The sequence below is a fragment of the Halomonas tibetensis genome (assembly GCF_042643535.1).
In the GTDB taxonomy this organism is placed as follows: domain Bacteria; phylum Pseudomonadota; class Gammaproteobacteria; order Pseudomonadales; family Halomonadaceae; genus Halomonas; species Halomonas tibetensis.
On sequence record NZ_JBHRSQ010000018.1, the window covers coordinates 38,196 to 62,166 of the forward strand.

General features: G+C 64.2%; 22 protein-coding genes. 13 read left to right on the forward strand and 9 right to left on the reverse strand.

From position 1 onward, the window contains the following. The first annotated feature begins 15 nt into the window (after nucleotides 1-15). From ACFODV_RS13550 to ACFODV_RS13575, 6 genes are read left to right on the forward strand one after another with little or no spacing between them, the layout of a single operon-like run. Nucleotides 16-876 (forward strand): hypothetical protein, encoded by an 861-nt coding sequence (locus ACFODV_RS13550; RefSeq protein ID WP_379760304.1) that lies wholly within the window; start codon nucleotides 16-18, stop codon nucleotides 874-876. After that, the gene (locus tag ACFODV_RS13555; protein WP_379760306.1) at nucleotides 876-1,415 is read left to right on the forward strand and encodes a hypothetical protein; all 540 of its coding nucleotides are present in this window, start codon (nucleotides 876-878) and stop codon (nucleotides 1,413-1,415) included. The genes ACFODV_RS13550 and ACFODV_RS13555 overlap by 1 nt, the downstream gene beginning before the upstream one ends. Nucleotides 1,416-1,418: 3 nt before the next feature. Next, complete coding sequence (locus ACFODV_RS13560) at nucleotides 1,419-2,189, forward strand: hypothetical protein (protein ID WP_379760308.1); 771 nt, start codon at nucleotides 1,419-1,421, stop codon at nucleotides 2,187-2,189. Further along, the gene (locus tag ACFODV_RS13565; protein WP_379760310.1) at nucleotides 2,186-2,827 is read left to right on the forward strand and encodes a hypothetical protein; all 642 of its coding nucleotides are present in this window, start codon (nucleotides 2,186-2,188) and stop codon (nucleotides 2,825-2,827) included. Before ACFODV_RS13560 ends, ACFODV_RS13565 begins: the two co-directional genes overlap by 4 nt. Further along, nucleotides 2,824-3,975 (forward strand): PASTA domain-containing protein, encoded by a 1,152-nt coding sequence (locus ACFODV_RS13570; protein ID WP_379760312.1) that lies wholly within the window; start codon nucleotides 2,824-2,826, stop codon nucleotides 3,973-3,975. Before ACFODV_RS13565 ends, ACFODV_RS13570 begins: the two co-directional genes overlap by 4 nt. After that, the gene (locus ACFODV_RS13575) at nucleotides 3,972-4,670 is read left to right on the forward strand and encodes a PASTA domain-containing protein (RefSeq protein ID WP_379760314.1); all 699 of its coding nucleotides are present in this window, start codon (nucleotides 3,972-3,974) and stop codon (nucleotides 4,668-4,670) included. The genes ACFODV_RS13570 and ACFODV_RS13575 overlap by 4 nt, the downstream gene beginning before the upstream one ends. Nucleotides 4,671-4,695: 25 nt before the next feature. On the opposite strand, the gene ppsR is transcribed toward ACFODV_RS13575, so the two are convergent. Beyond that, nucleotides 4,696-5,529 carry a posphoenolpyruvate synthetase regulatory kinase/phosphorylase PpsR gene (ppsR, locus tag ACFODV_RS13580; protein ID WP_379760316.1) on the reverse strand — a complete coding sequence of 278 codons (834 nt, stop codon included), beginning with the start codon at nucleotides 5,527-5,529 and terminating at the stop codon, nucleotides 4,696-4,698. A gap of 267 nt (nucleotides 5,530-5,796) precedes the next feature. Here ppsR and ppsA point away from each other — a divergent pair, with 267 nt between their 5' ends. Beyond that, the gene (ppsA, locus tag ACFODV_RS13585) at nucleotides 5,797-8,169 is read left to right on the forward strand and encodes a phosphoenolpyruvate synthase (protein ID WP_379760318.1); all 2,373 of its coding nucleotides are present in this window, start codon (nucleotides 5,797-5,799) and stop codon (nucleotides 8,167-8,169) included. A gap of 123 nt (nucleotides 8,170-8,292) precedes the next feature. Then, nucleotides 8,293-10,119: a gamma-glutamyltransferase gene (gene ggt, locus ACFODV_RS13590; RefSeq protein WP_379760320.1), complete on the forward strand. Its 1,827-nt coding sequence runs from the start codon at nucleotides 8,293-8,295 to the stop codon at nucleotides 10,117-10,119. A gap of 15 nt (nucleotides 10,120-10,134) precedes the next feature. Here the strand turns inward: ggt and ACFODV_RS13595 are convergent, their stop codons facing one another. From ACFODV_RS13595 to acnB, 3 genes are all read right to left on the reverse strand, one after another. Further along, the gene (locus ACFODV_RS13595; protein WP_379760322.1) at nucleotides 10,135-12,018 is read right to left on the reverse strand and encodes a glycerophosphodiester phosphodiesterase family protein; all 1,884 of its coding nucleotides are present in this window, start codon (nucleotides 12,016-12,018) and stop codon (nucleotides 10,135-10,137) included. A gap of 15 nt (nucleotides 12,019-12,033) precedes the next feature. Next, on the reverse strand, nucleotides 12,034-12,522 hold the full coding sequence (rraA, locus tag ACFODV_RS13600; protein ID WP_379760324.1) for a ribonuclease E activity regulator RraA: 489 nt from the start codon (nucleotides 12,520-12,522) through the stop codon (nucleotides 12,034-12,036). 320 nt (nucleotides 12,523-12,842) lie between these two features. Further along, nucleotides 12,843-15,446 (reverse strand): bifunctional aconitate hydratase 2/2-methylisocitrate dehydratase, encoded by a 2,604-nt coding sequence (acnB, locus tag ACFODV_RS13605; protein WP_379760326.1) that lies wholly within the window; start codon nucleotides 15,444-15,446, stop codon nucleotides 12,843-12,845. A 286-nt stretch (nucleotides 15,447-15,732) separates the two neighbouring features. On the opposite strand from acnB, the gene ACFODV_RS13610 reads away from it, so the two are divergent. The 4 genes from ACFODV_RS13610 to ACFODV_RS13625 all read left to right on the forward strand — a co-directional run bounded on the left by ACFODV_RS13610 (nucleotide 15,733) and on the right by ACFODV_RS13625 (nucleotide 17,265). After that, a complete protein-coding gene (locus ACFODV_RS13610; protein ID WP_379760328.1) occupies nucleotides 15,733-16,050 on the forward strand; it encodes a cupin domain-containing protein in 318 nt (105 codons plus the stop codon). A gap of 20 nt (nucleotides 16,051-16,070) precedes the next feature. Further along, complete coding sequence (locus ACFODV_RS13615) at nucleotides 16,071-16,478, forward strand: hypothetical protein (RefSeq protein ID WP_379760330.1); 408 nt, start codon at nucleotides 16,071-16,073, stop codon at nucleotides 16,476-16,478. A gap of 138 nt (nucleotides 16,479-16,616) precedes the next feature. Further along, nucleotides 16,617-16,919: a DUF1294 domain-containing protein gene (locus ACFODV_RS13620; RefSeq protein WP_379760332.1), complete on the forward strand. Its 303-nt coding sequence runs from the start codon at nucleotides 16,617-16,619 to the stop codon at nucleotides 16,917-16,919. 4 nt (nucleotides 16,920-16,923) lie between these two features. Then, on the forward strand, nucleotides 16,924-17,265 hold the full coding sequence (locus tag ACFODV_RS13625) for a hypothetical protein (protein WP_379760334.1): 342 nt from the start codon (nucleotides 16,924-16,926) through the stop codon (nucleotides 17,263-17,265). Here ACFODV_RS13625 and ACFODV_RS13630 read toward each other — a convergent pair. After that, a complete protein-coding gene (locus ACFODV_RS13630; protein ID WP_379760336.1) occupies nucleotides 17,254-19,053 on the reverse strand; it encodes an ABC transporter transmembrane domain-containing protein in 1,800 nt (599 codons plus the stop codon). The two genes, ACFODV_RS13625 and ACFODV_RS13630, sit on opposite strands and share 12 nt — an antisense overlap. 173 nt (nucleotides 19,054-19,226) lie before the next feature. Here ACFODV_RS13630 and trxC point away from each other — a divergent pair, with 173 nt between their 5' ends. Continuing rightward, nucleotides 19,227-19,664: a thioredoxin TrxC gene (trxC, locus tag ACFODV_RS13635; RefSeq protein ID WP_379760338.1), complete on the forward strand. Its 438-nt coding sequence runs from the start codon at nucleotides 19,227-19,229 to the stop codon at nucleotides 19,662-19,664. Between the two features lie 58 nt (nucleotides 19,665-19,722). Here the strand turns inward: trxC and ACFODV_RS13640 are convergent, their stop codons facing one another. The 4 genes from ACFODV_RS13640 to ACFODV_RS13655 form a co-directional block, all read right to left on the reverse strand. Continuing rightward, on the reverse strand, nucleotides 19,723-20,736 hold the full coding sequence (locus ACFODV_RS13640; protein ID WP_379760340.1) for a nucleoid-associated protein: 1,014 nt from the start codon (nucleotides 20,734-20,736) through the stop codon (nucleotides 19,723-19,725). An 84-nt stretch (nucleotides 20,737-20,820) separates the two neighbouring features. Further along, entirely contained in the window at nucleotides 20,821-21,909 is a 1,089-nt protein-coding gene (locus tag ACFODV_RS13645; RefSeq protein WP_379760342.1) for a response regulator, read from the reverse strand. Then, the gene (locus ACFODV_RS13650) at nucleotides 21,906-23,345 is read right to left on the reverse strand and encodes a sensor histidine kinase (protein ID WP_379760344.1); all 1,440 of its coding nucleotides are present in this window, start codon (nucleotides 23,343-23,345) and stop codon (nucleotides 21,906-21,908) included. Before ACFODV_RS13650 ends, ACFODV_RS13645 begins: the two co-directional genes overlap by 4 nt. Then, entirely contained in the window at nucleotides 23,342-23,839 is a 498-nt protein-coding gene (locus ACFODV_RS13655; RefSeq protein ID WP_379760346.1) for a molybdopterin-dependent oxidoreductase, read from the reverse strand. The genes ACFODV_RS13650 and ACFODV_RS13655 overlap by 4 nt, the downstream gene beginning before the upstream one ends. Nucleotides 23,840-23,971 lie beyond the last annotated feature (132 nt).

The following is a 23,971-nucleotide window of genomic DNA, read 5'->3' on the forward strand; positions in this document are numbered from 1 at the left end:
ATCAGGAGTGGGCTCATGAGCATTGGACAAGATCTACTGGACGTCCCCATGGGGGACATGATTCGCGACATGGCATTCGCCATCGCCGACAGCCAGTTCCAGCTCGACCAGGGGTCGATGCGCACCGCCGAGATGATGGGCGGACTGCAATCGGTATTCGACCGAGAGGGTAATCAGACCTTCGATGATAGCCGTGTGTTCTTTGGCTATGAGTACATGACGGTCAAGCAGGCGCTGGCATTCGCCATCTTCGATGATGCCCTGACGGGTGCCCTGGACGAGGATTCCATCAAGCTCAAGGAAGTGGTCATCGAGATCATCCGTGAGCTGGATGGGGTCAGCGAATCCCAGGCCGATGCACTGGGCAGTGCGACCGATGGCACGACTGCCGCATCCTCGCTGCCTCAATCGGTTCAGGATGCAGTGATTCGTGTCCCGACCCGGTTGTCGATGATGGAGCTTGGCTTCACCCCGACGTTTTACCAGTTCGTCGACACCATCATCGAGGTCAAGATCGCCATTCGCATGACCCGCGAACGGAGTTACAGCCGCACCACGTCAAATGCCAGCCGCGACGCCAGCAACAGCCGTGAAAGCTCCCGCAAGGGTGGCGGTATCATGTCGCTTTTCGGTGGCAAGCGTTCGAGGAGCTACAGCAGCGACAGTTCGGTGCAAACCACTCAGGTGGATGCCACCTATGCCAGCAAATACAGCTACTCCGCCGAGGGTGCAAGCCTCTTGCGTACCAAGCTGGTACCGGTGCCGCCTCCCGGCGTACTGACGGATCGCATTCGCGGTTTCATGGAAATCGAGGAAGAGGCTCGTCGCCGACGCATGGAAGCGGAGCTGCCAACTCCGGATGACGGAGGTGAATGATGAGCGTCGGCCAGGATCTCCTTAACGTGCCGTTTCCGGAAATGATCAAGTCCATGGGCCTGGGCATCGCCGAGGCTCAGTACGAGCTCGATCTCACGTCGCTCAAGATCGCCAGACTCATGGCCGGCTATGCGCCGGAATCCGAAGAGGAAGGGGGAGCGGCATCGACCGAGCGTACCAACCTTGTCGATCTTGGCGACGGTAACAGTGAAGGCTACTCGCTTCTTGAGCTGGGCTTCACGCCGACCTTCTATCAATTTGTGGATACGCTGATCGAGGTGAAGATGTCCATTTCCATGGCGTCTCAGACCGAGAGCCGTCGCTCCTCAACCCAGGTGAACGCCTCGGTGAGCGGCAAGGTCGGCTTTCTTTCTGCCAGCGCCAAGATGCAGGTCTCGACGGTGTCGGCAAGCTTTTCCAGCAAGTACCAATATTCGGCCGAGGGCAGCTCGCTGATGCGAACCAAGCTGGTCACCGTGCCGCCACCGTCGATTCTGGAGGAGCGTATCCGGGCCATGATCAATACACCAACGGAGTAGCCCATGCCTCGCAATAGCTGGACGTCGCTGCTGGAAGAAGAGTCACCTCACGCAGGCGATTTCGATCCGCAATCGGCCAGTGAGGTGGGCTCCTCCGCGTTGTCACTGCCCCCCGAATTGGCCACTCTCCAGGCCGAGCGCCTCGCCCTCGAGGAGCGTATGGCGACACTGAGCGGAAGAGCGAGCGAACCGTCTGGCGAGACGCGGCGTTTTCCCGTCACCCCATTGGGTGAGCGTCGTCAGGCCGATGAGGCCTGGGCGCGTCGGCGTGACATTAACGACCTGCGCCAATGGGACCGTTCATGGCGACATGCCGGAGAAGCAGCACGTCTGGGTGGCGCTGCCGAGAGCGACCAGGCGGTTGACAGTGATCCGGTGCCCACCCTGCGAACGGGGCAGCGGCTGATCCGCGGACTGGCACTGAGAGATCGTCTTCAGGCGTCAGCGAGTCGCACGGGGCTTTCGCCGGATGAACCGGACGATGCACCACGACGGCCGCCCGTGTCGGCGGTTGAGCGGCCAAACCTACCTGATCGTTGGCAAGCGACCCGCGATATCTTGTCCACACGCGTGGAGCGTTACTACACCGAGAGGCGTGATCGTCTGCTGTCCGTGGTCACCGGGGGCAGTGGGGATCTCGATACGCGTGCCGAGCAGGCACGCGATAGGGCGCTCGAGGCCCGTCGCCTCGAGCGGCAACGTCAACAGGCCGATGACGAGCGTGTCCAGCGCTCGCGCCAACGGTCGCGTTTCCTGCCGGGAGACAGTCCATGAGTCGTGGTGGTCAGATTGCTGCCGATGCCGTTCGCGACATGCTGGTGGGCCTAGCCGATGCCCTGCGCACGGCTCAGGATACCCTGAGCGAGGCCGGCCGGATCAGCGAAGGAGGCATGGGGTACGAGATTCCCTATCTCGATTTCACTTTCGAGGTGGAGTTTTCCGAACAAACCTCGAATCAACCCAGCACGGCGGCGCCGATACTCAAGCTGTTCCCGCGCACATCGAGTTCCGGTGGCAATCGCGAGACGGATATCACCTCGCGAATCTCCGGCCGACTGGTTTCCACGCCTACTCACGGCGGGCGACCCGCGGCGCTTTTGGAGATGGCACTGGTACACAATGCTGATGGCCCGGCCATCGACATCCTTTTGTCGAATACCGCCGGCGAGCGCTTGACCGATGCCTTCATCGAACTGCAGGTCGACGTCGACATGACCGAGCGGCTGATCGGCTTTCGCCCCACACCTACGCAGCGTCTTGCGCTGCTCCCGAGCCAGACGGTACTCACCGACGAGCAGGGATATGTGCGGCTGTCCCTAAGCACCGGCTCCCTGGGTGGAAAGTCAGTGGTGGTAAAGGCCGAGGCTCAGGGAGCGGTGACGCGTCTGATCGTGGGAGGGAGTGAGTCATGACGCGAAAGCTTCAGATCAGCGCACGGCTGATCAATGGCGCGGGGCAGCCGGAGCAGAATGCGCCCGCGGAGGCCCAGGCATTCCATCTGACCCGCGGCTGGGTGGCACTTGCCCAGGGACGAACCAACGCACAGGGTGACCTCAAGCTGCAGGGGGTGGTCGAGGGCGAAGGCAGCTTCGCGCCTGCTCTGCGGTTGGTGCGTCCGGATCGCCAGCCCGTCGAAGTGCTCGCCCAGAACGCCACTTATGCGGCCACGCGGACAACCGTTCAGGCTGCCTTTGGAGAAGTCACGATGCTGCCGGGGCCAGGCACCGCCGCCCCGCAAATCAATCTGCGCACTCGCCCCGACCGGGTGATCGGCACCAGTGCCAACGTGGCGGATCTGCTGCGTGGAGGTGCCGTGCTCAGTGAAACGCGGGATGGAGCGGTGCTCAGGGATAGGCGAGAGAGCGTCACGTTGCCCGAGCGTGAACTTGGCGAGGCGATCGTTGACAAGCCGGCCATCGATGCACGTGTCATGGGCGTGTATTCCGAGATGCTGACCGCCGAGACCCTCAAGCGCCAGCAGCTTGAGGCGCAGTTGGAGGTCAAGGTCTCTCGGGAAAGCGAACTTAACGAGAGCCTCAAACGTGTCGAGACCGAGCGAGAGACATTACGCCAGGACCTCGAGGTGATTCGGCGCAGTCAGGAGAGTTCGCCCACGATCAATAACCTGGCGGGTGCCATGTCCGGAGCCCTCAATCAGTCCCGCGATCAGGGTGGGCTGGAGCTTGTCGGTGCCGAGATACGATTGCGGGGCATCGTCTCAGAGGCCGGAGCGCGCTTTCATCCCCTGGATGCCGTCGAAGCACGGGATATCCGGCCCGAGAACGTATCGGAACTGGTGCTGCGCCTGGACCCACCCAAACGTAGGGAGTCCGCGTCGGCAAGAGTGCCGGATCTGATCGGGCAGACAGTGGGGCCTGCCAGGCGTATCGCGTTGGGAGCCGGGCTCGCGCTCGAAGTGATCGAGGCCCTGTCAAGCAAGCATCCTGCGGGCGCCATTTTCCAGCAGATGCCCGAGGCCGGCAGCGTGCTGGATGAGACCGATGGACGTATCAGCGTCGTGGTGGCTGCGGTGCGGGGCAATCAGGAGAATGACCAATGACTGATATCAAGCGACTGGTCAGCGACGTCACCGCCGCCCCCCTGGGAGAGATCATCGCGGCTGTGGGTGATGGTGTGGCGTCGGCTCAGCGAGCCCTCGATGACCAGGCCATCCAGCAGGTGCTGGCACTTTATGCCGATGGGGATGAGGCGGTGCGCCTGCTCCGAGAAAGCGGCTGGCGGCCGACGTTCTATGCCATTCCCGAAGCCGAGGGTGAAATCAAGGTTAGCCTGGTCGTGTCCGGCAGCACCACGGCCAGTCGCTCGACGGGAGCAGAAACGATGACCGTGGCGCCGAGACCCCTGGCCATTCAGCCAACGTCCGCGCCGCTGGCTAGTAAGGGCCGCATGTCGAGCATGCTGTCCCCCAAGCTTTACGCCACGCCTGTGGATGCCGGTTATCAGAATCGCTATGACTACGAAGGTAGCGTCTCGGCCACAATCAAATTTCGCATCGTGCCGGTGCCGGCTCCGCCCGGGGCCGAGCAGATACGCATAGTGCCGAATCTCATTCCGCTGTCAGCGTCAGTGGCCACAGAGCGTCTGGAGCAGTTCGACCTGGTGATCGAATTTGCTGGAATGATCGAGCGCGCCGGCGCTGATGACGTGGGGGTCATCCACCAGGCGCCACTGCCCGGAGAGCGGCTCCGCAGCGGCGATGTGGTAACTGCCACGCTGGGAATTGTCGACCGGTAACTGTTGGCCAGAGGATGTGTCTTGGTTATCGCGGCGAGAAGCGCCGGGTCAGCCCCGTCTCGGCGATCATGCGGGTGGAGATCTCTTCCACCGAGAAGCGGGTGGCATCGATAAAGGGGATATGCAACTGCCGGTAGAGGCTTTCGGCCTGACCCACCTCCTGTGCGCACTGGTCCATGGAGCTGTAGCGGCTGTTGGGTCGGCGCTCGTGGCGGATCGCCGCCAGGCGGCGCGGGTCGATGGTCAAGCCGAACAGCTTATGGCGGTGGGGCACCAGCGCTTTGGGGAGCTTCAGGGTGCCATCCTCGTCGAGATCGTCCTCGGTGAGCGGGTAGTTGGCGGCGCGGATGCCGAACTGCAGCGCCAGATAGAGCGACGTTGGTGTCTTGCCGCAGCGCGAGACGCCTACCAGGATCACGTCGGCCTTGTCGTACTGGTGGGTGCGGGCGCCATCGTCGTTGTCCAGGGCGAAGTGCACCGAGTGGATACGGTCCATATAGACCTCATCCTTGCCGATGGAGTGGGTGCGGCCCACGCTGTAGCTGGAGTGTGTCGCTAGCTCCTGCTCCAGGGGCTTGAGAAAGGTCGAGAAGATATCGACCATGAAGCCCTCGGCCTGGCGAATGGCATCGCGAATATTACTGTCGACGATGGTGTCGATGATGATCGGCTTCTCGCCGTCTTTCACCGCGGTGCCGTTGATGATGGCCACCAGATTTTCGGCTTTCTCCACCGAGTCGATGTAGGGCTTGGTGACCATGCGGATTTCGACGTTCTCGAACTGGGCCAGCAGGCTACGTCCCAGGCTCTCGGCGGTGATGCCGGTGCCGTCGGAGATGAAGAAGGCGGTACGCGTCATATCGTTGTCGTCGCAGAAGATGTTAATGAAATCGTGTCGGTGCTGGGTCCATTGTCGGTGCCTCGGCCGCTGGCCACAAGCATCGGCAGCCGGGGTATTATGTTAGTTGACTACAGAAATCCGTGGAATCGACCCGCTGTTGTAAAAATCCTCCACCCCCTACCCGTTTAGACCAATGGCGAATATGGCACCCTCTTGATAGAGTGCCGACCATCTCATCATGCCTTTCCGGTATGGTCACCTGTCGTGGTAAGCCAAGGGGGTCCCGTGGACAATTATATTCTGTGGTTCGATGTGCTGGGCATGGACGACGTAGACCGTGTCGGAGGCAAGAACGCTTCCCTCGGTGAAATGATTTCCAACCTGGCAGACGCTGGGGTGACTGTGCCCGGCGGCTTCGCCACCACCGCCCACGCCTACCGCGAATTCCTCTCCCACGAGGGCCTCAACGAGCGCATCAACAGGGCGCTGGCCACCCTGGACGTGGACGATGTCACTGCCCTGGCCAAAACCGGCGCTGAGATCCGTCAGTGGATCATTGATACGCCGCTTCCGCCGACCTTCGAGCAGCACCTGCGTAACGCCTACGAGCAGCTCCTTGCCCGGCATGCCAGCCTCAAGGTCGCCGTGCGCTCATCGGCTACCGCCGAGGACCTGCCGGACGCCTCCTTCGCCGGCCAGCAGGAGACCTTCCTCAACATCGAGGGCTTCGACAATATCAAGCGCGCGGTGCACGAGGTGTTCGCCTCGCTCTTCAATGACCGCGCCATCTCCTATCGTGTCCACCGCGGCTACGCCCACGAGAATGTGGCGCTTTCGGCCGGCGTGCAGAAGATGGTGCGTTCAGAGACCGGTGCTAGCGGGGTGATGTTCACGCTGGATACCGAGTCCGGCTATCGTGACGCCGTCTTTGTTACCGCCTCCTGGGGCCTGGGCGAGACGGTGGTGCAGGGCGCGGTGAACCCCGACGAGTTCTACGTCCACAAGCCCACTCTGGCCGCCGGCCGCCCCGCGGTTCTGCGCCGTAACCTGGGCTCCAAGCTGATCAAGATGATCTACGGTCAGGAGGCCAGCGCCGGCAAGTCCGTGGAAACCGTTGATGTGCCGCTCAAGGAGCGTGGCCGCTTCTGCATCAACGATGAGCAGATCATGTCTCTGGCCCGGCAGGCGGTGACCATCGAGCAGCATTACCAGCGCCCCATGGATATCGAGTGGGCGCTAGACGGTGACGACGGCGAGCTCTATATCGTCCAGGCACGCCCCGAGACCGTGGTTTCCCAGCAGGAGGGCGGCCAGCTAGAGCGCTTCCAACTCAAGGAGAAGGGGCGCAACCTGATTTCCGGTCGCGCTATTGGCCAGCGTATCGGCCAGGGTGCCGTCAAGGTGGTGTTCTCCCCTGAGGACATGAATAAGGTGCATCCAGGAGATGTGCTGGTCACCGATATGACCGATCCCGACTGGGAGCCGATCATGAAACGCGCCTCGGCCATCGTCACCAATCGCGGCGGACGCACCTGTCACGCGGCGATCATCGCCCGTGAGCTGGGGATTCCTGCGGTGGTGGGCTGCGGCGACGCCACCGAGGTCCTGGCGGATGGCCGCGAGGTCACGGTCTCCTGCGCCGAGGGCGACACCGGCCACGTCTATGAGGGGCTGCTGGCCTTCGATCGCAGCGTGACCAGCGTCAATGCCATGCCCGAGATCCCCTTCAAGATCATGATGAACGTGGGCAACCCCGACCGCGCCTTCGGCTTTGCCAGCCTGCCCAGTGCCGGTGTCGGCCTGGCGCGCCTGGAGTTCATCATCAACCGCATGATCGGCGTGCACCCCAAGGCACTGCTCGACTACGACACCCTGCCTGCCGATCTGCAGCAGACCATCGACCTGCGCATCGCCGGCTACACCAGCCCCGTGGACTTCTACGTGGACAAGCTTGTCGAGGGCATCTCCACCCTGGCCGCCGCCTTCCACCCCCAGCGAGTCATCGTGCGCCTGTCGGACTTCAAGTCCAACGAGTACGAGAACCTGATCGGCGGCAAGCTCTACGAGCCGGGCGAAGAGAACCCGATGCTCGGCTTCCGCGGCGCCTCGCGCTACATCTCCGACGCCTTCCGCCCCTGCTTCGAGCTGGAGTGCCGGGCGCTCAAGCGGGTTCGCGAGGTGATGGGCCTGGATAACGTCGAGATCATGGTGCCCTTCGTACGCACCACCGACGAGGCGCGCCAGGTGGTCGAGCTGCTGGCCGCCAACGGCCTCAAACGCGGTGACAACGGCCTCAAGGTCATCATGATGTGCGAGCTGCCGGCCAACGCCCTGCTCGCCGACGAGTTTCTCGAATATTTCGACGGCTTTTCCATCGGGTCCAACGACCTGACCCAGCTTACCCTGGGGCTGGATCGCGACTCCGGGATCGTTGCCCACCTGTTCGACGAGCGGAACCCGGCGGTCAAGAAGCTGCTGGCCATGGCTATTCAGGCCTGTAAGGCCCAGGGCAAGTACGTGGGTATCTGCGGACAGGGACCGTCGGATCATCCTGATCTCGCCAAGTGGCTGATGGAACAGGGCATCGATTCGGTGTCGCTCAATCCGGATGCGGTCCTGGAGACCTGGTTCATGCTGGCGGGCGAAACCCTGGAATAAGTCGCGACTGGAAGAAGTCGCCAGCGGTGACAAAGATGCCCGGTCGACCTCCGTCGGCCGGGCGTCTTTCGTCTATGCTGACAGACTCCCCCAGGTGAATCCCAGCGACAAGGAGCCTGTCTCATGATCCTGCCTGCCATTCCCTTCCGCCGCCGCCTGGTGGTGCCGGTTACCGCGACGCTGATGCTTGGTCTGCCGCTTGTGGCCCAGGCCGAGGTCGCCTTCCAGTATGACCTGCCGGCCATCGCGCCCGAGGTCAGCTCCGCCAGCGAGGAGAAGCCCGGCTGGGCCACCGAGCGGTTCGCGGTGGCCGCCGCCAATCCGCTGGCTACCGATGCCGGTTATCAGGTGCTGAAAGCGGGCGGCAGCGCCATCGATGCCGCCGTGGCGGTGCAGATGGTGCTGGCGCTGGTGGAGCCGCAGTCCAGCGGCATCGGCGGCGGTGCCTTCCTGATGCACCACGACGGCGAGGCGGTGGCTGCCTATGACGGTCGCGAAACCGCGCCGGCCGCAGTGAACGGCCAGTTGTTCCTCGACGAAACGGGTGAGCCGTTGCCGTTCATGGAGGCCGCGGCCAGCGGCCTATCGGTGGGTGTGCCAGGTACGCTGCGCATGCTGGAACTGGCTCACGCCGAGCACGGCCGGCTGCCCTGGTCTGAGCTGTTCGCTCCCGCCATTCACTTGGCTGAGCAGGGCTTCGTGGTGAGCCCGCGCCTGGCGACCAGCCTGGCCAGCGAACAGCCGCTGCGCGATGACCCGCTGGGCAGCGCCTTCTACTATCCAAACGGTGAGCCGCTGCAGGCCGGCGTCACTCTGAAGAACCCGGCGCTGGCTGCCATCTTGACTGAGATTGCTGAGCACGGCAGCGCCGCTCTGCACGAGGGTCCCATCGCTGAGGATCTGGTGGCCCGGGTACAGGGGCACCACACCCGCGGCGGCGCGATTACCACCGCCGACCTGGCCGGCTACGAGGCCAAGCGGCGCGATCCCCTCTGCACTGCCTGGATGTCCTATGAGGTATGCGGTTTTCCGCCGCCTTCGTCCGGCCATCTCACCGTGATGCAGATCCTCGGCGTTCTCGATCATCTGCCCGAGGTGGATCCAGCGGTCGAGGAAGGCGTGCCCTCCGAGCCCTGGCTGCATCAGTTTCTCGAGGCCGCGCGGCTGGCCTTCGCCGATCGCGGCAGGTATATCGCCGATCCGGACTTCGTCGAGGCCCCAGGCGGCGACTGGTCGGTGATGCTCACCCCCGACTACCTGGCCCTGCGGGCCGAGCTCGTCGGCGAGGAGAGCCTGGGCAGCGGTGGCGCCCAGCCGGGCAATCCCGGCGAACTTGCCACCGCCTGGGGTCAACACCCCGACCAGCCTGAATACGGCACCAGTCATATCAGCATCGTCGACGAGCACGGCAACGCCATCGCCATGACCACCACCATCGAGGCCGCCTTCGGCGCGCGGATCCTCGTCGATGGCGGCACCGGTCTGCCGGGGGGCTACCTGCTCAACAACGAGCTCACCGACTTCTCCTTCACCCCGGAAGACGAGGCGGGCGACCCCATCGCCAACCGCGTGGAGGCGAACAAGCGGCCGCGCTCCAGCATGAGCCCGACCCTGGTCTTCGATCGTGACAGCGGCGAACTGGTGGCGAGCCTTGGCTCGCCGGGTGGGGCGGCCATCATCCACTACACCGCCAAGGCCTTGGTGGCAATGCTCGACTGGGGGCTTGACGCCCAGGAAGCGCTGGATCTGCCCCATGCCATCACCCTGGGCGGCCCGGTGTTCCTTGAAGAGGGGCGTTTCCCGACCGAGACACTCGAGGCCCTGAACGACCGCGGCCACGACGTCAGCGAGCGGGAACTGGTCAGCGGCCTGCAGGCGATCCTGCGCACCGAGTCGGGTTTCTTCGGTGGCGCCGACCCGCGCAGGGAAGGGGTGGTGATGGGCGATTAATGAGACGGTGAAGGATCAATAGCGCAGCCAGTTGCGCAACTTCACCAGCAGCAGGGCGCCGTCGCCGAGTTCGCGGCGGTCGTTCAGCAGCTCGGCGAGCATTGCCGGACGATCGGTGATGATGGCGTCCACGTCCAGGTCGATCAGCTGTGACATTCGCGCCCTGTCGTTGATCGTCCAGGCGTGGACCTCATAGCCGTAGTGGCGGGCCAGTCGGATCTCACTCTGGTTAATGCGATTATGCCGAAGCCCCAAGGCGTCGAAGCCGCGACGGTCCAGGGTGCCGGGTAGAATTAGCTGAGCCAGCAGGGTTACCTTGAGCTCGGGTTCCCGGGCGCGAGTCTCTTCGACCAGTGCCGCCGACATGGTCGCCAGTCGCATCTCGCCGATCACATCCGGGTCGCCGCATGAGGCGCCCGCCTGGACGTCGACGGCTTTGTCCAGACAGCGCCTGCGCCGCACCGCCTCTTCGTGGAGAGTGGCGATGACCGCCTCCACCAGCGCCACCTCGCGACCGGGATCCGGCTTCATGTCGATCATCAGCGCGCCTCGACCACGGACCGCGACGAGGGCATCGTCGAGGCCGGGAATCCGCTCTCCCTGGAAGGCGTCGCCGAACCAGCTACCCACATCGAAGGTCGCCAACTCTTCTCGCGTCACTTCACCAAGGTTGCGCCGGTCGCCGGTCAGGCGTGTCAGGCTGCGGTCGTGGAACAGCACCACCTCGCCATCGGCGGTGAGGCGTACGTCCAGCTCGACGATGTCGGCGCCGTCGGCGAGTGCCTGCTCCACGGCCGACAAGGTGTTCTCCGGTGCGTCCATGGAACTGCCCCGGTGGGCGATGACGGCGACCTCGTCGCGTAACTCGAAGCTGTTGACGATCAGCCACGCCTGAGAGAGGGCAAAGGCGATCACCCCCAGTTCCAACGCCCAGGCCAACCGGCCAGGATGGGCGTCGCCGAGGGGTGGGGCCGGTTGAGGTTCGCGGTGGGCCAAACGCAAATAGAGACAGGCGGAGAGCAGGGCGTTGGCGGCGATGCCGACGAAGGTGATGGCCAGGGTCAGCAGCACGTAGGCGGTCAGGTAGGCCAGGGTGGCCGGCACCAGCACGGCGTTGCGTTCCGGCAGCCACCACAGCATCGGCGTGAACAGCCGGTCGAAGAACTGGGTGACCAGCAAGGGCAGGGCGATGATCACCAGCAGCAGGGAGATCACCGCCACGGCGATCGGCCCCTTGCGCCCATGGGTCAGCCGGTGGCTGCGTGCCAGCGCCTGGCGGGGCCACAGCCCCTCCAGTGCCACGAGCGGCAGGGCCAGGATCCAGCGGAAGTAGAGGGTGGCGGCGATGGTCGCCCAGGTGATCGCCAGCGGCAGGCCGATGGCCAGGAACTGCCACAGCGCCGGCGGGCGCACGCGCTGAATATAATAGGGGTCCAGCCCGCCCAGGAAGAGGCCGTAGAGCCAGGCGATGGCGAACGCAACGGGAAGCACCAGCAGCAGGTGGACGCCTACCTGCACCACGACCAGGGCGGCCAGCTGGGGCAGCCGGCGCAGGGTCCACCACAGCGCTTCGAAGGCCAGGCGGACATGGTTATCCCTGGGGCGCGCCGATACCAGGATCATCCCCGCCTGCTGGAGATAGAGCATCAGAAAGGTGAGGCCGATGGCGGCCAGCAGCCAGAGCGCACCGCCGACGCTCATCAGGATGTCGACCAGCTCGGCGTTGCTGATCACCGGGCGGCCAAAGCGGGCGAGCAGTCGGGTCAGGCTCCAGGCCACTGCCGGCAGCAGCAGCAGCGAAGCCAGCAGGGTGAAGAACAGATGATAGACAATCAGAGGCCGGAGGTGGTCGCGCAGGGTGCGCAGCACATCCCGGCTCAGCTGAGAAAGGGCCAGCATGGTGGGTCAGACGCCTCAGCCCTCGAGGGGCAGGCGCTCATTGGCTACGACGATGCCGTTGTTGTCGGCGTAGAGCCATTCGCCGGGGGTGAGCGTCACCCCGGCGAAAGTCACCGGGATATCGCGCTGACCTTCGCCGCGCTTTTCACTCTTTCGCGGATGGGCGCCCAGGGCCTGGACACCCAGTTCGGTCTCGGCCAGCACGTCCACGTCGCGCACGCAGCCGTACAGGATCACCCCGCTCCAGCCGTTATCGGCGGCCTGTTCGGCCAGCATGTCCCCGAGCATGGCGCAACGCTGGGAACCGCCGGCATCCACCACCAGCACCGCACCCTCGCCGGGTTCGGCCACGGCCTGCTTGACCAGGGAGTTGTCCTCGAAGCACTTCACGGTACGGATCGGCCCGCAAAAGGCTTCGCGGCCGCCGAAGTTGATGAACAGCGGATCCAGAACCCGCACCTCGGGATGAGCGTCGCAGATATCCGGGGTGATGATATGACTCATGTCGTGGCTCCTTGCACGTAAATCAATGTGTTGATGATGCCACACTCGCGGCAGGGTGAAAGACGGCTTTGGTGGGTGGCCAGGGTCAGAGGCGCGATCAAGAGACGCGATCAAGAGACGCGATCAAGAGACGCGATCAAGAGTCGCGATCAAGAGTCGCGATCAAGAGTCGCGATCAAGAGTCGCAGCGATCAAGAGAAGCAACGAAAAAAGCGCCCCCACCGGGGGCGCTTCTGTCATCGGCTCAGGCCGCCGCGAGAGCGGCCATTCGATGTTGCGAGCATCGGAGTCGAAAGTGAGGATATCAGAAAACTGGGCTATCAGGCTTCTTGAGTGATTGGAATCACGCTGGAAGCGGCATTCTGATACTCCTCGATTTCGTGGAAGTTCATGTAGCGATAGATCTCGCCGGCCATGGCGTCGAACTCGCCCATATAGCGGCGGTACTCATCGACGGTGGGCAGACGACCTTCCACGGCGGCGACGGCCGCCAGTTCCGCAGAGGCGAGGTACACGTTGGCACCATCGCCGAGGCGGTTCGGGAAGTTCCGGGTCGAGGTGGAGACCACGGTGCTCTTGGCGGCGACGCGGGCCTGGTTCCCCATGCACAGCGAGCAGCCGGGCATCTCCATGCGTGCACCGGCGCGGCCGTAGATGCCGTAGTAGCCCTCTTCGGTCAGCTGGTGCTGGTCCATCTTGGTCGGCGGCGCCAGCCATAGGCGGGTCTTCAGGCTGCCGGGCGGCTGCTTCTCGAGCAGCTTGCCCGCGGCGCGGAAGTGGCCGATGTTGGTCATGCACGAACCGATGAACACCTCATCGATCTTCTGGCCGGCCACGTCGGAGAGCAGGCGGGCGTCGTCCGGATCGTTCGGGGCGCAGAGGACCGGCTCCTTGAGCTCCGCCAGATCGATCTCGATGATCTCGGCGTAGTCGGCGTCCTTGTCGGCGCGCATCAGACTCGGGTTGGCCAGCCACTCTTCCATGCCCTGGATGCGACGCTCGATGGTGCGGCGGTCGCCGTAGCCGTTGGCGATCATCCACTTGAGCAGGGTGATGTTGGAGTTCAGGTACTGGCTCACGCTGTCTTCGGACAGGGTGATGGTACAGCCCGCGGCGGAGCGCTCGGCGGAGGCGTCGGAGAGCTCGAAGGCCTGTTCGACGGTGAGGTCTTCGAGACCTTCGATCTCCAGCACGCGACCGGAGAAGGCGTTCTTCTTGCCGGCCTTCTCGACGGTCAGCAGGCCTTCCTTGATGGCGTAGTAGGGAATGGCGTGGACCAGGTCACGCAGGGTGACGCCCGGCTGACGCTCGCCCTTGAAACGCACCAGTACCGATTCCGGCATGTCCAGCGGCATCACGCCGGTAGCGGCGGCGAAGGCCACCAGGCCGGAGCCTGCCGGGAAGGAGATGCCCAGCGGAAAGCGGGTATGGGAGTCGCCGCCGGTGCCGACGGTGTCGGGCAGCAGCATGCGGTTCAACCAGCTGTGGATGATGCCGTCGCCCGGACGCAGGGAGACACCGCCGCGGTTCATGATGAAGTCGGGCAGGGTGTGGTGGGTGTCCACGTCGACCGGCTTCGGATAGGCGGCGGTGTGGCAGAAGGACTGCATCACCAGGTCGGCTTGGAAGCCAAGACACGCCAGGTCCTTGAGCTCGTCGCGGGTCATGGGACCGGTAGTGTCCTGAGAGCCCACGGTAGACATCGCCGGTTCGCAGTACATGCCCGGGCGCACGCCTTCCAGACCACAGGCCTTGCCGACCATCTTCTGGGCCAGGGTGAAGCCCTTGCCGGTGTCGGTGGGCTGCTCGGGTAGACGGAAGACATCGGAGGGGGCCAGGCCCAGTGACTCACGCGCCTTGGTGGTCAGGCCGCGGCCGATGATCAGCGGGATACGGCCACCGGCGCGCACCTCGTCGAGGATCAGCTGGGTCTTCAGTTCGAAGGTGCTGAGCACCTCGTCGGTGCCGTGCTTGCACACCTTGCCCTCGTAGGGGTAGACGTCAATGACGTCGCCCATCTCGAGCTTGGAAACATCCATCTCCACCGGCAGGGCGCCGGAATCTTCCATGGTGTTGAAGAAGATCGGGGCGATCTTGCTGCCGAAGCAGAAGCCGCCGGCGCGCTTGTTGGGCACGTAGGGGATGTCATCGCCGAAGAACCACAGCACCGAGTTGGTAGCGGACTTGCGCGATGAGCCGGTGCCGACCACGTCGCCGACGTAGGCGACCGGAAAGCCCTTGGCCTTGACCTCTTCGATCTGTTTCAGCGGACCCTTGGTGCCGGGCACCTCGGGCTTGATGCCGTCACGCTCGTTCTTGAGCATGGCGTTAGCATGCACCGGAATGTCGGGGCGCGACCAGGCGTCTGGCGCAGGGGAGAGATCATCGGTGTTGGTCTCACCGGTCACCTTGAAGACGGTGAGAGTGATCTTCTCTTCCAGGGCGGGTCTGGAGAGGTACCACTCGGCTTCGGCCCAGGACTGGATGACGTCTTTGGCCACGGCGTTTCCTGCCTTGGCACGCTCTTCCACGTCGTGGAAGGCGTCGAACATCAGCAGGGTGTGCTTGAGCTGTTCGCCCACTTCTTTTGCGAGGTCGGCGTCGTCCAGCAGTTCGACCAGGGAAACAATGTTGTAGCCGCCCTGCATGGTGCCGAGCAGCTTGACCGCGTGGATCTTGTCGATCAGCGGAGACTCGGCCTCGCCCTTGGCGATGGCGGTCAGGAAGCCGGCCTTAACGTAGGCGGCCTCGTCAACACCGGGGGGAACGCGGTTGGTGATCAGGTCGAGGATGACTTCTTCCTCGCCGGCTGGCGGCGTCTTCAGCAGCTCGACCAGTGCGGCGACCTGTTCTGCGTTCAGCGGCTTCGGCGGCACGCCTTCCGCGGCGCGCTCCTCGACATGTTGGCGATAGGCTTCAAGCACGTTAGGGCCCTCATTGCTAGTGGAGCCAGAATGACGCGGCTCGGCACAATGCTTGCCGAAACATGCCTCTGGCACTGGAGTCAGGGGTGTACTACCCCCCGTCCTGGTTGGTCGAGATTCTACTCGAGACTGTCGACAATGTTAAGCAAGCCCCGCCTCATGGGGCCTAGCACTTTGGTCGGCGGCGTGTGGGTTGGGCTACAAGGGTGGGGGTGGAAGACGGCGCCGGGCGCAAGCCCGCGCCGGGGCTGCTAAGGTTCTGTCAGGGCCTGGCAAGGAGGTGAACATGATAGGCAACCTGCTCGAGGGGATTCCCGACCTCTTGCCCGAGGAGCGCTTTGAAGAGCTCGCAAGCGCCGAGTCGGTGACGGTGGAGCGTATCGTCTCCTGGGGCCATACATCGCCCGAGACCGGCTGGTATGACCAGCCGCGCCACGAGTGGGTGCTGGTGCTCCAGGGCCGGGGCGTGGTCGCCTTCGAGGAGGACGAGGAGGTGACGCTCGGCCCGGGGGACCACCTGCTGATTCCTGCCCATCGACGGCACCGGGTCGCCTGGACCGCCCCGGACGAGGTGACCGTCTGGCTGGCGGTGCACTACGACTGACCGGTATCTGGGAGGCCACCATGGAGAAGCTCCCACGCACGCTCCGACGCATCCTGCTGCTGCTCGCCCTGGCCCTGCCGGTGGCAGCCTGGCAGCTGTGGCTGGCGCCGGCCAGGGAGTCCCGCCAGGGCTGGACCGGCACCCTGATCGAGACGACCCGCAGCCCCCGGCTGCTGCGCCTGAGCGAGCCGGGGACCCACCGCCGCCCCAGGGACTACCACCACGTGTGGCATGTCGATCTGGACGGCGGAGGAGTTCAGGAGGTGAGGGTGCCTCATCGGCTCTGGCACCACGGCGAGCCGGGCCTGCCGGTGGTGAAGCGGCGCGGCGAGCCCTGGCCGGAGATCGACACCGAGGAGTATCGCGACCAGCAGCGGCGCAACCGGGAGGGCACCCGGCGCGTGCTCGAGGTGCTGACCGGGCAGTAGTGTTCGGCCCGGACGTATAGGACAATGCCGCCCTCACGCTCAGCAGGTCAGGGGGTCAGCAATGCGCATGAGGCCGAACCGGGAAGGGATCTGGCACCAGCCACGTTCATTGACACCTGAAGGCGAGGTGGTCGCTACATGCTGCTGCTGATAGGCATCTACCTGGCGGCTAGCCTGGTGGCCGTGCTCCTCTACGGCATCGACAAGGCGGCGGCGCGGCGCGACCGCCGCCGCATACGCGAGTCGACCCTGCACCTTGTCGCCGTCATGGGCGGTTGGCCGGGAGCCCTGCTGGCTCGACGCTGGTTTCGCCACAAGACCCGCAAGCAACCCTTCGGCGTGATCCTGTGGGGCTGTGTGGCGCTCAACGTTGGCCTGGTGGCCTGGCTGGCCACGTCGGATTCCGCCTCGGGTCTGCGCCAACTGGCGAACCTGGGGTAGGGCCTTGTCGACTCACCATGGTTTTATCCTGACCCGCCACTGGGAGGAGAGCCTCCGGGGCACCGAGGTCACCCTGTGGCTGGCCACCGACCAGGGGCCGCTTCGGGTGCGCCTGCCGGTGCAGCCCGCGGTGAGCTTCCTGCCCGCCGAGCTGCGAGCCCAGGCCGAGGCGCTGCTGGCCGACGATAATGAGGTGGGCAGGGGGGTCACCATGCGCGGCCACGAGATCATGCGGCGCACTCGGGAACTGATCGAGGCCGACGGCCCTTCGTCGATGATGATTTCGCAACCCTCATCGACCGCCAGCTTGGGCTGTTCTGAGCGGGAGGGGGCTTCAGTGGGCTGAGTGGGCATCGGTCGTGACGGTTGATGGATGACGCCCGAACTGCAGCTCGGCCAGGTGGCGGTAAAGGGGACTGGTGTCCATCAGCTCCCCGTGGCGCCCGGCGGCGACCAGGCAGCCTCCGTCAAACACCAGCAGGCGGTCGGCGGCCACCACCGTGGCCAGGCGGTGGGCGATGACCAGGCTGGTGCGTCCCACCATCAGGCGGTCCAGTGCCTGCTGCACCAGCCGCTCGCTCTCGGCGTCCAGAGCGCTGGTCGCCTCGTCCAGCAGCAGGACGCGGGGATCCTTGAGCAGCGCCCGGGCAATCGCCAGGCGCTGGCGTTGGCCGCCGGAAAGCTGCACGCCACCCGGGCCCAGGGCCGTATCGAACCCCTGGGGCAGGGCCTCAATAAAGGACAGGGCGTTGGCGTCTCGGGCCGCCACGCGCAGCGAGTCCAGGTCGGCGTCGGCGTCGCCATAGCGCAGGTTGTCGGCCACGCTGCCGGTGAAGAGCACCGGCTCCTGGGCCACGAGCCCCAGCGACGAGCGCAGCGCGCCGAGGTCCAACTCACGCAGGTCGACGCCGTCCAGGCGCAGGATGCCGGCGTCGGGGTCATGGAAGCGCAGCAGCAGAGAAAGTAGTGTGCTCTTGCCGGCTCCGGAGGGGCCCACCAGCGCCACCCGTTCGCCCGGGCGAATGGTCAGGTCAACGTCATCGAGCGCCGGAGTTTCCCGTCCCGGATAGGTGAAACTTACGCGCTCGAGCCGGATCTCGCCGGAGAGCGGCTCGGGCAGCGGCCTCGGACGGACCGGCGGTGCGATGCCCGGGCGGGTATCCATCAGCTCCAGCAGCCGCTCTGCGGCACCTGCCGCGCGCTGCACGTCACCGGCTACTTCGGCCAGGGTCGCTACCGCGCCGGCCGCCAGCACCGCATAGAAGACGAAGGCCGAGAGCTCGCCGGCGGTCATGGTGCCGGCCAGCACGGCCTGGCCGCCCTGCCATAGCATGATGCCCACCGCTGCGAACACCGCCAGCATGGCGACGCCGGTGAGCCAGGCGCGCTGGCGGGTGCGGTCGATGGCGCTGGTGAAGGCTTCTTCGACACGGCTCGCATAGTCGCGCCGGTCGAGCGGCTCATGGGTGAAGGCCTGGACGGTGCGGATGCCAGATAGCGCCTCGTCGGCATAGCGGCCGAGCTCAGCCACCCGGTCCTGGCTGGTGCGTGATAGCCGCCGCACTCGCCGCCCGAACCAGAGGATCGGCAGCACGGTGGCGGGGATGCCCAACAGCACGATGGCCGAGAGCCACGGCTGGGTCAGCAGCATCAGCGCTACGGCGCCGATCAGCATCAAGAGATTGCGCAGGGCCAGGGATACCGAGGAGCCGAACAGGCTCTGCAGCACGCTGGTGTCGGCGGTGAGTCGCGAAGTAATCTCGCCAGCGGCCTGGCCCGGCGCCTGGGCGCTTTCGAAGAAGCCGGGCTCCAGGGACAGCAGGTGGTCGAAGACCCGGCGGCGCAGGTCGGCGGCCAGTCGCTCGCCGATCCAGGTCACCAGGTAGTAGCGCAGCGCCGAGGCCATGGCCAGCACCGCCACCACGGCGAGCATCAGGCCCAGGGTGCGGCCCAGAGCGGCGCTGTCCGCGGCAATGAAGCCGCGGTCAATCACCAGGCGCAGCCCCTGACCGAGCAGCAACACACTGCCTGAGGCCAACAGCAAGACCAGGGCCGCCAGGGCCAGGCGCCATCGATAGGGAGCCAGCAGGCCAAGCAGGCGCAGCAGCACCCGCGGGTCGGGACGTGAACGCATCGGGGATCTCGACAACCAGGAAAGAAACAAAGGATGTGCCGACGATAGCAGTCCGCCAAGGCCGCTGCATGGCATAGATGGCGTCGAGTTCGCAGGCGCGACGCGATGTCGCTTGATGGGGAAGGGGACAGGCGCCATATTCGACGTCAGCGAACCGTGACCCGGAGACCCCCATGTCCGACTCTTTGACCCTTGGCTGCCCGCACTGTGGTGCTATCAACCGAGTCAGCCAGACACGCCTGAACGACGGCCCCAAGTGTGGCAAGTGCAAGCAAGCCTTATTTACCGGTGAGCCGGTAGCGCTGAGTTCTGACAACTTTCGCGCCCTGGTGGAGCGCAGCGAACTGCCGGTGGTGGTGGACTTCTGGGCCGCTTGGTGTGGCCCCTGCAAGATCATGGCGCCGATCTTCGCCGAGGTAGCCCGCGAGCTCGAACCCCGGCTTCGCTTTGCCAAGCTCGATACCGAAGCAGAGCAATCACTGGCCGGGCGCTTCGGCATCCGAAGCATTCCCACCCTGATCGTGTTCAGAAACGGCCGGGAGGTGGCCCGCCAGCCAGGGGTGCTGCAAGAATCCCAGCTGCGTCAGTGGCTCAAGCCACACCTTGTCTGAGCACTCTCTATTCAAGCCTACTTGCTCCATTCAAGCCTACTTGCGTAGGCGCGTCGGTCTAGGTCTTGCGTCTGAGCTGCTCTTTCAGCTGTTTGGGTACCTGCTTGATGATCAGTCGATCGGCCTCTTCGTCGTATTCGACGCTGGAACCCAGCAGGTGTGAATCGAAGCTGATCGAGACACCACCGGAACGTCCAGCGAAGCGGCGAAACTGACTGAGGGTCTTACGGTCCGGCGGGATCTCTGGCGACAGGCCGTAATCGGCGTTGCGGATATGCTCATAGAAGGCCCTAGGCTGCTGCTCATCGAGCACCTCGGAAAGTTCCTCCAGGGTGATCGGCTCCCCTCGGCTGGCCTGGTCGCTGGCGTAGCCGATCAGCGCGTCGGTCTTCTCGCGGCTCGCCTCTTCTGGCAGGTCTTCCCGCTCGACGTAATCGCTGAATGCTCTCAGCAGCGTGCGGGTCTCGCCTGTGGCATCCACTCCTTCCACGGCGCCTAGCAGGGCGGCGAAGCCTTCGGCAAGCGCCTTGCCGCCTCTGTCCTTGGTCCAGGAGAGGTACTGGCGAGAGTCGCCAGCACGCCACTGGGTCAGGTCGATGCGTGCTGAGAGGCTCATCTGAGCCAAGTTGAGCTGACGCGCCGGCACCACCGCCAGGCGCTCGTCCACGGCGAAACCTTCGCGATGATGCAGTAGGGCAAGGGTGAGGAAGTGTCCGTCCCCGAAGCGGGTCTCCAGCACGATCAGGTCGCCGGACACTGACAGGTGGGCGTCGAGCAGGGCGGTCAGGCGTTCGGCGATGCCGCGGGTCAGGGCCGTGAAGTTGCGGCCCTCGGCGAGATAATCGGTCAGCTCCCAGGGGAGCGGCGAGGCCGGGTCGCTGCCCTCGTCGGCTCTCTCGACATCATGAAAGTGCCCCCACGCCTTGCTCTTGCCGTGGTAGGCCTTGTTGAGACCCTCCAGCAGGGCATCCAGGGTATCGGTCTGGGGAATCGGCGCCTGGGCAGGCACCAGCTTGGCCTGGGCGTCGCCATCCTTCTGGATGCGGTGAGCGATGGCGTTGAGGATCGGCATGGGGCCTCCCGGGGTGGTGGACGAGGGCGGCGATGATACCCGCCCGGGCCCCGCAGATGGTAGTGGCTCTCTCGGTGAGTGGCGTCAGGCCTTGTTCTCCTCCAGTGCCACTGTCATGGAACCGGCCAGGATCAGCGCGATCAGCTCAGCTTGGCGGTGGGTGTTGGTTTTCTGGAAGAGGTTGCGTAGATGAAAGGCGACCGTGGTGGTGGAAATCGACATCCGTTCGGCAATCTCCTCGCTGCGCAGCCCTTCGGCTAGGGCCAGTGCGATGCGGGCTTCGCTGGGCGTCAGTCCGAACAAGCTGGCCAGTATCTGTCGAGGCACCTGGGCACGTTGTTCCGGATCCGAAATCAGGATCACCACCGACGGCTCATGAAGCGAGCCGTCGGCGTGGCCCAGTGAACAGGCCAGCACCAGCAGATCCCGGCGATCGCCAGGGCGATCGATCCTTAGGCAGGTCACCTTCTCCTCTCCCTCTCGGCTGTCCTTGAGCGCCGACCGGATGGTCTTGCGCAGTTCTTTTCCGCTGACGGTACCGGAAAGGCCTTGTTTCAATTCCAACTGATCCGTACTTCGTGACAACCGATGGGCTGCCCGGTTAGCAAAGAGAACTTGTCCCTCTCTTCCCAGAAGGACCATGCCGGGTGCCACTAGGTCGAGAGCACGTGTGGCAGCGACGAAGGCCTGGCTGCTCGCTTCCTGGCGCAGGTGGGTCATGGCCTGACGAAGTTCGCTGATCTCTTCGTTGGCCTTGGCGCGCATACGACGGACCTGGCGGAGGCGTGCATCGATGGTCGCCAGCAGCAGGTCGAAGTCGATGGGCTTGACCAGGTAGTCATCGGCGCCCAGACGCTTGCCGTCTACTACCTCTCGAGGGTCGCTCAGGGCGGTCAGGAAGACGAAGGGGATGTCGGCCAGGTCCGGTCGCGATCGGCGGATCTCGGTCAGCACTTCGTAGCCGTTGCAGCCTGGCATGTTGATGTCGCAAAGAATCAGGTCAGGGACCACGGCGTTGATCTGGTGCAATGTCTCGATGCCATCGGCTGCCTCGATGACTCCGTATCCGGCCTCCGTGAGTTCTTCACAGATATCCCTGCGCAGTTCGGCATGATCTTCGGCACAGAGAATCAGCACCGGCATCTCAGTAGGGGCTGGGGCCTGTTCGGTCATGGCTTGGCTCCTCCTGTGACGAGTGGCAGTTCTGAGGCGAGTGGAAGCGTCAAGGTGAATATCGTGCCCTCTCCCTCCCGTGAGACCACCTTGATATCACCGCGTTGCAAGCGCGCCAGGTGTCGGGCGATGTTAAGGCCCAGGCCGATGCCCGGTGTCAGCTCGACGTTCCGGGAGCGAAAGAAGCGTTCGAACAGCCGAGGCAGATCCTCTTCGGGTATGCCGATGCCCCGGTCCTGGACGTGGCAACTGGCATTTTCGTCGTCGTGGTCGAGTCGAACCGTGATAGGCGTATCCGGCGGCGAATACTTCAAGGCGTTGGACACCAGGTTGGCCAGAATCTGTTCGAGCAGAGCGCGGTCGCAGACGACGTTCAGCGGGGGAGAACCTTCGGGCTCAAAGGTGATGCGCTGGGTGCCGGCGTCTTCCTCCTGGAACTGGCACACCTGCTGGGCGATTGAGGCCAGGTCGCAGTGGGCGGTCGTAGCCTCCAACTGGCCGACATCCAGCCGTGCAGCCGTCAGGGCGCTTTCTACAAGGCGGGTCATGTGCGCCACGGCATTACGCAGACGGGTGTAACGCTGTTGTCGATCCTCCAGTGTCATCCGGTCGCCACGGCGAAGCAGTCGCTGCAGACCTGAGTCGATCACCGCCAACGGCGTACGAAACTGATGCGAGACCATGGCAGCGAAGCTGCGATAGAACTCGCTGACGCCGCGTTCGCGACTCAAGGCTCGGGCCAGGGCATCGGCGGTTTCCTTGTAGCGGCTGATGTGTCTGGCGATCTCCTCCTCCAACTGGTCCCGATGGCTGGCCAGTTCATGCTGAGCGGCACGCCGCTGGCGCAAGTTGATGATCAGCAGGGCCACCAGCAACAAGCCGCTGACCAGGATGCCCAGCACCGAGGCTATCGCCTGCACCATGCCATCGCGGTGGGCGTCGAGTCGTGCCCCGACTGCTTCCCACTCTTCCACCATGACGGCATTGGCGATACGGTTGAGCTGTCGCGCCATCGGGGCAAGCTCTGCCTGAATCGCTTCGCTTTCGGTGGGGTTTTGTGGTGTGAGCGTCTCCATGCTCGCCTCGATGGCATGCAGGCGGATGAACAGATCGTCCAGTGAATCAGCGAATCCCAGTCGCTCCAGATAACGACGCTGGGGACCCTCGTCAAGCAGTACCAGGCGGCTAGTAAGGATGTCGAAACGCAATTGGGGGTCGGCCTCGGAATTTCCCTGACGAAGTCGGTGAACATCGCCATCCAGGCGGTGGCTGGCGACCTGAGCCTGAGTGATCACCCACAGCATGTTCTCGTCCACGTTGAGACGCATGTCCTGCTCGACCTGAGCCAGCCTCACTAGTGCAAAGCCCAAGAAGGTGGCGAAAGCAAGAATCGCCAGGCCAGGCAACACAAAAGCGGGCCGCCGAGGCTGCATCATTGAATCTCGAGGTGGTGGAGCTGCCAGACCCAGCGATAGTCGTAGCGAATATCCTGCAATTCGGCGTGGTCATCCCGGGGATATACGATCCACAGCGGTCCCTTGTCGCGTGGCGTCAAGCGTTTGCCGTCCATGGTATCGGCTACCAGGACGTCGTAGGCATAAAAGTCGTCTCTGGGTATCTCGATCCGGTAGTCGTTAAGGGCGAGTGCCACCACGGTGTCACCATTGGTGCCCAGATACTCGAGCAAGTCGCGCATCAGGAACCCCTCGAAATGGTTGACTCCGTCGGTCACGACGGTGGATGTGCTCAGGCTCTGCCGTGGCAAAGACTCGAGCATCCCTCGGTCGAAATGGGCCTCGTTCCCCGTATTTGTGACGCTGATCTCACCGCTTACTGATAGCAGCGGTGATGTTTCGGGAGTGGCCAGGGGCTCAGCCATGGCTAATGCCGGCAACAACATGGTGACCCACTTAAGGCAGCGTCCTGGCATGAAGTTTCTCCAGATTTTGGTACGGCTAATGTAAGGCGACACAGTCACAATAGCTGATACCTGACTCGCTGATCCTACTGATATGCCGTTGACCTTGACCCCTTCAAACGAACGGGGTCTCGACGCCGCAAG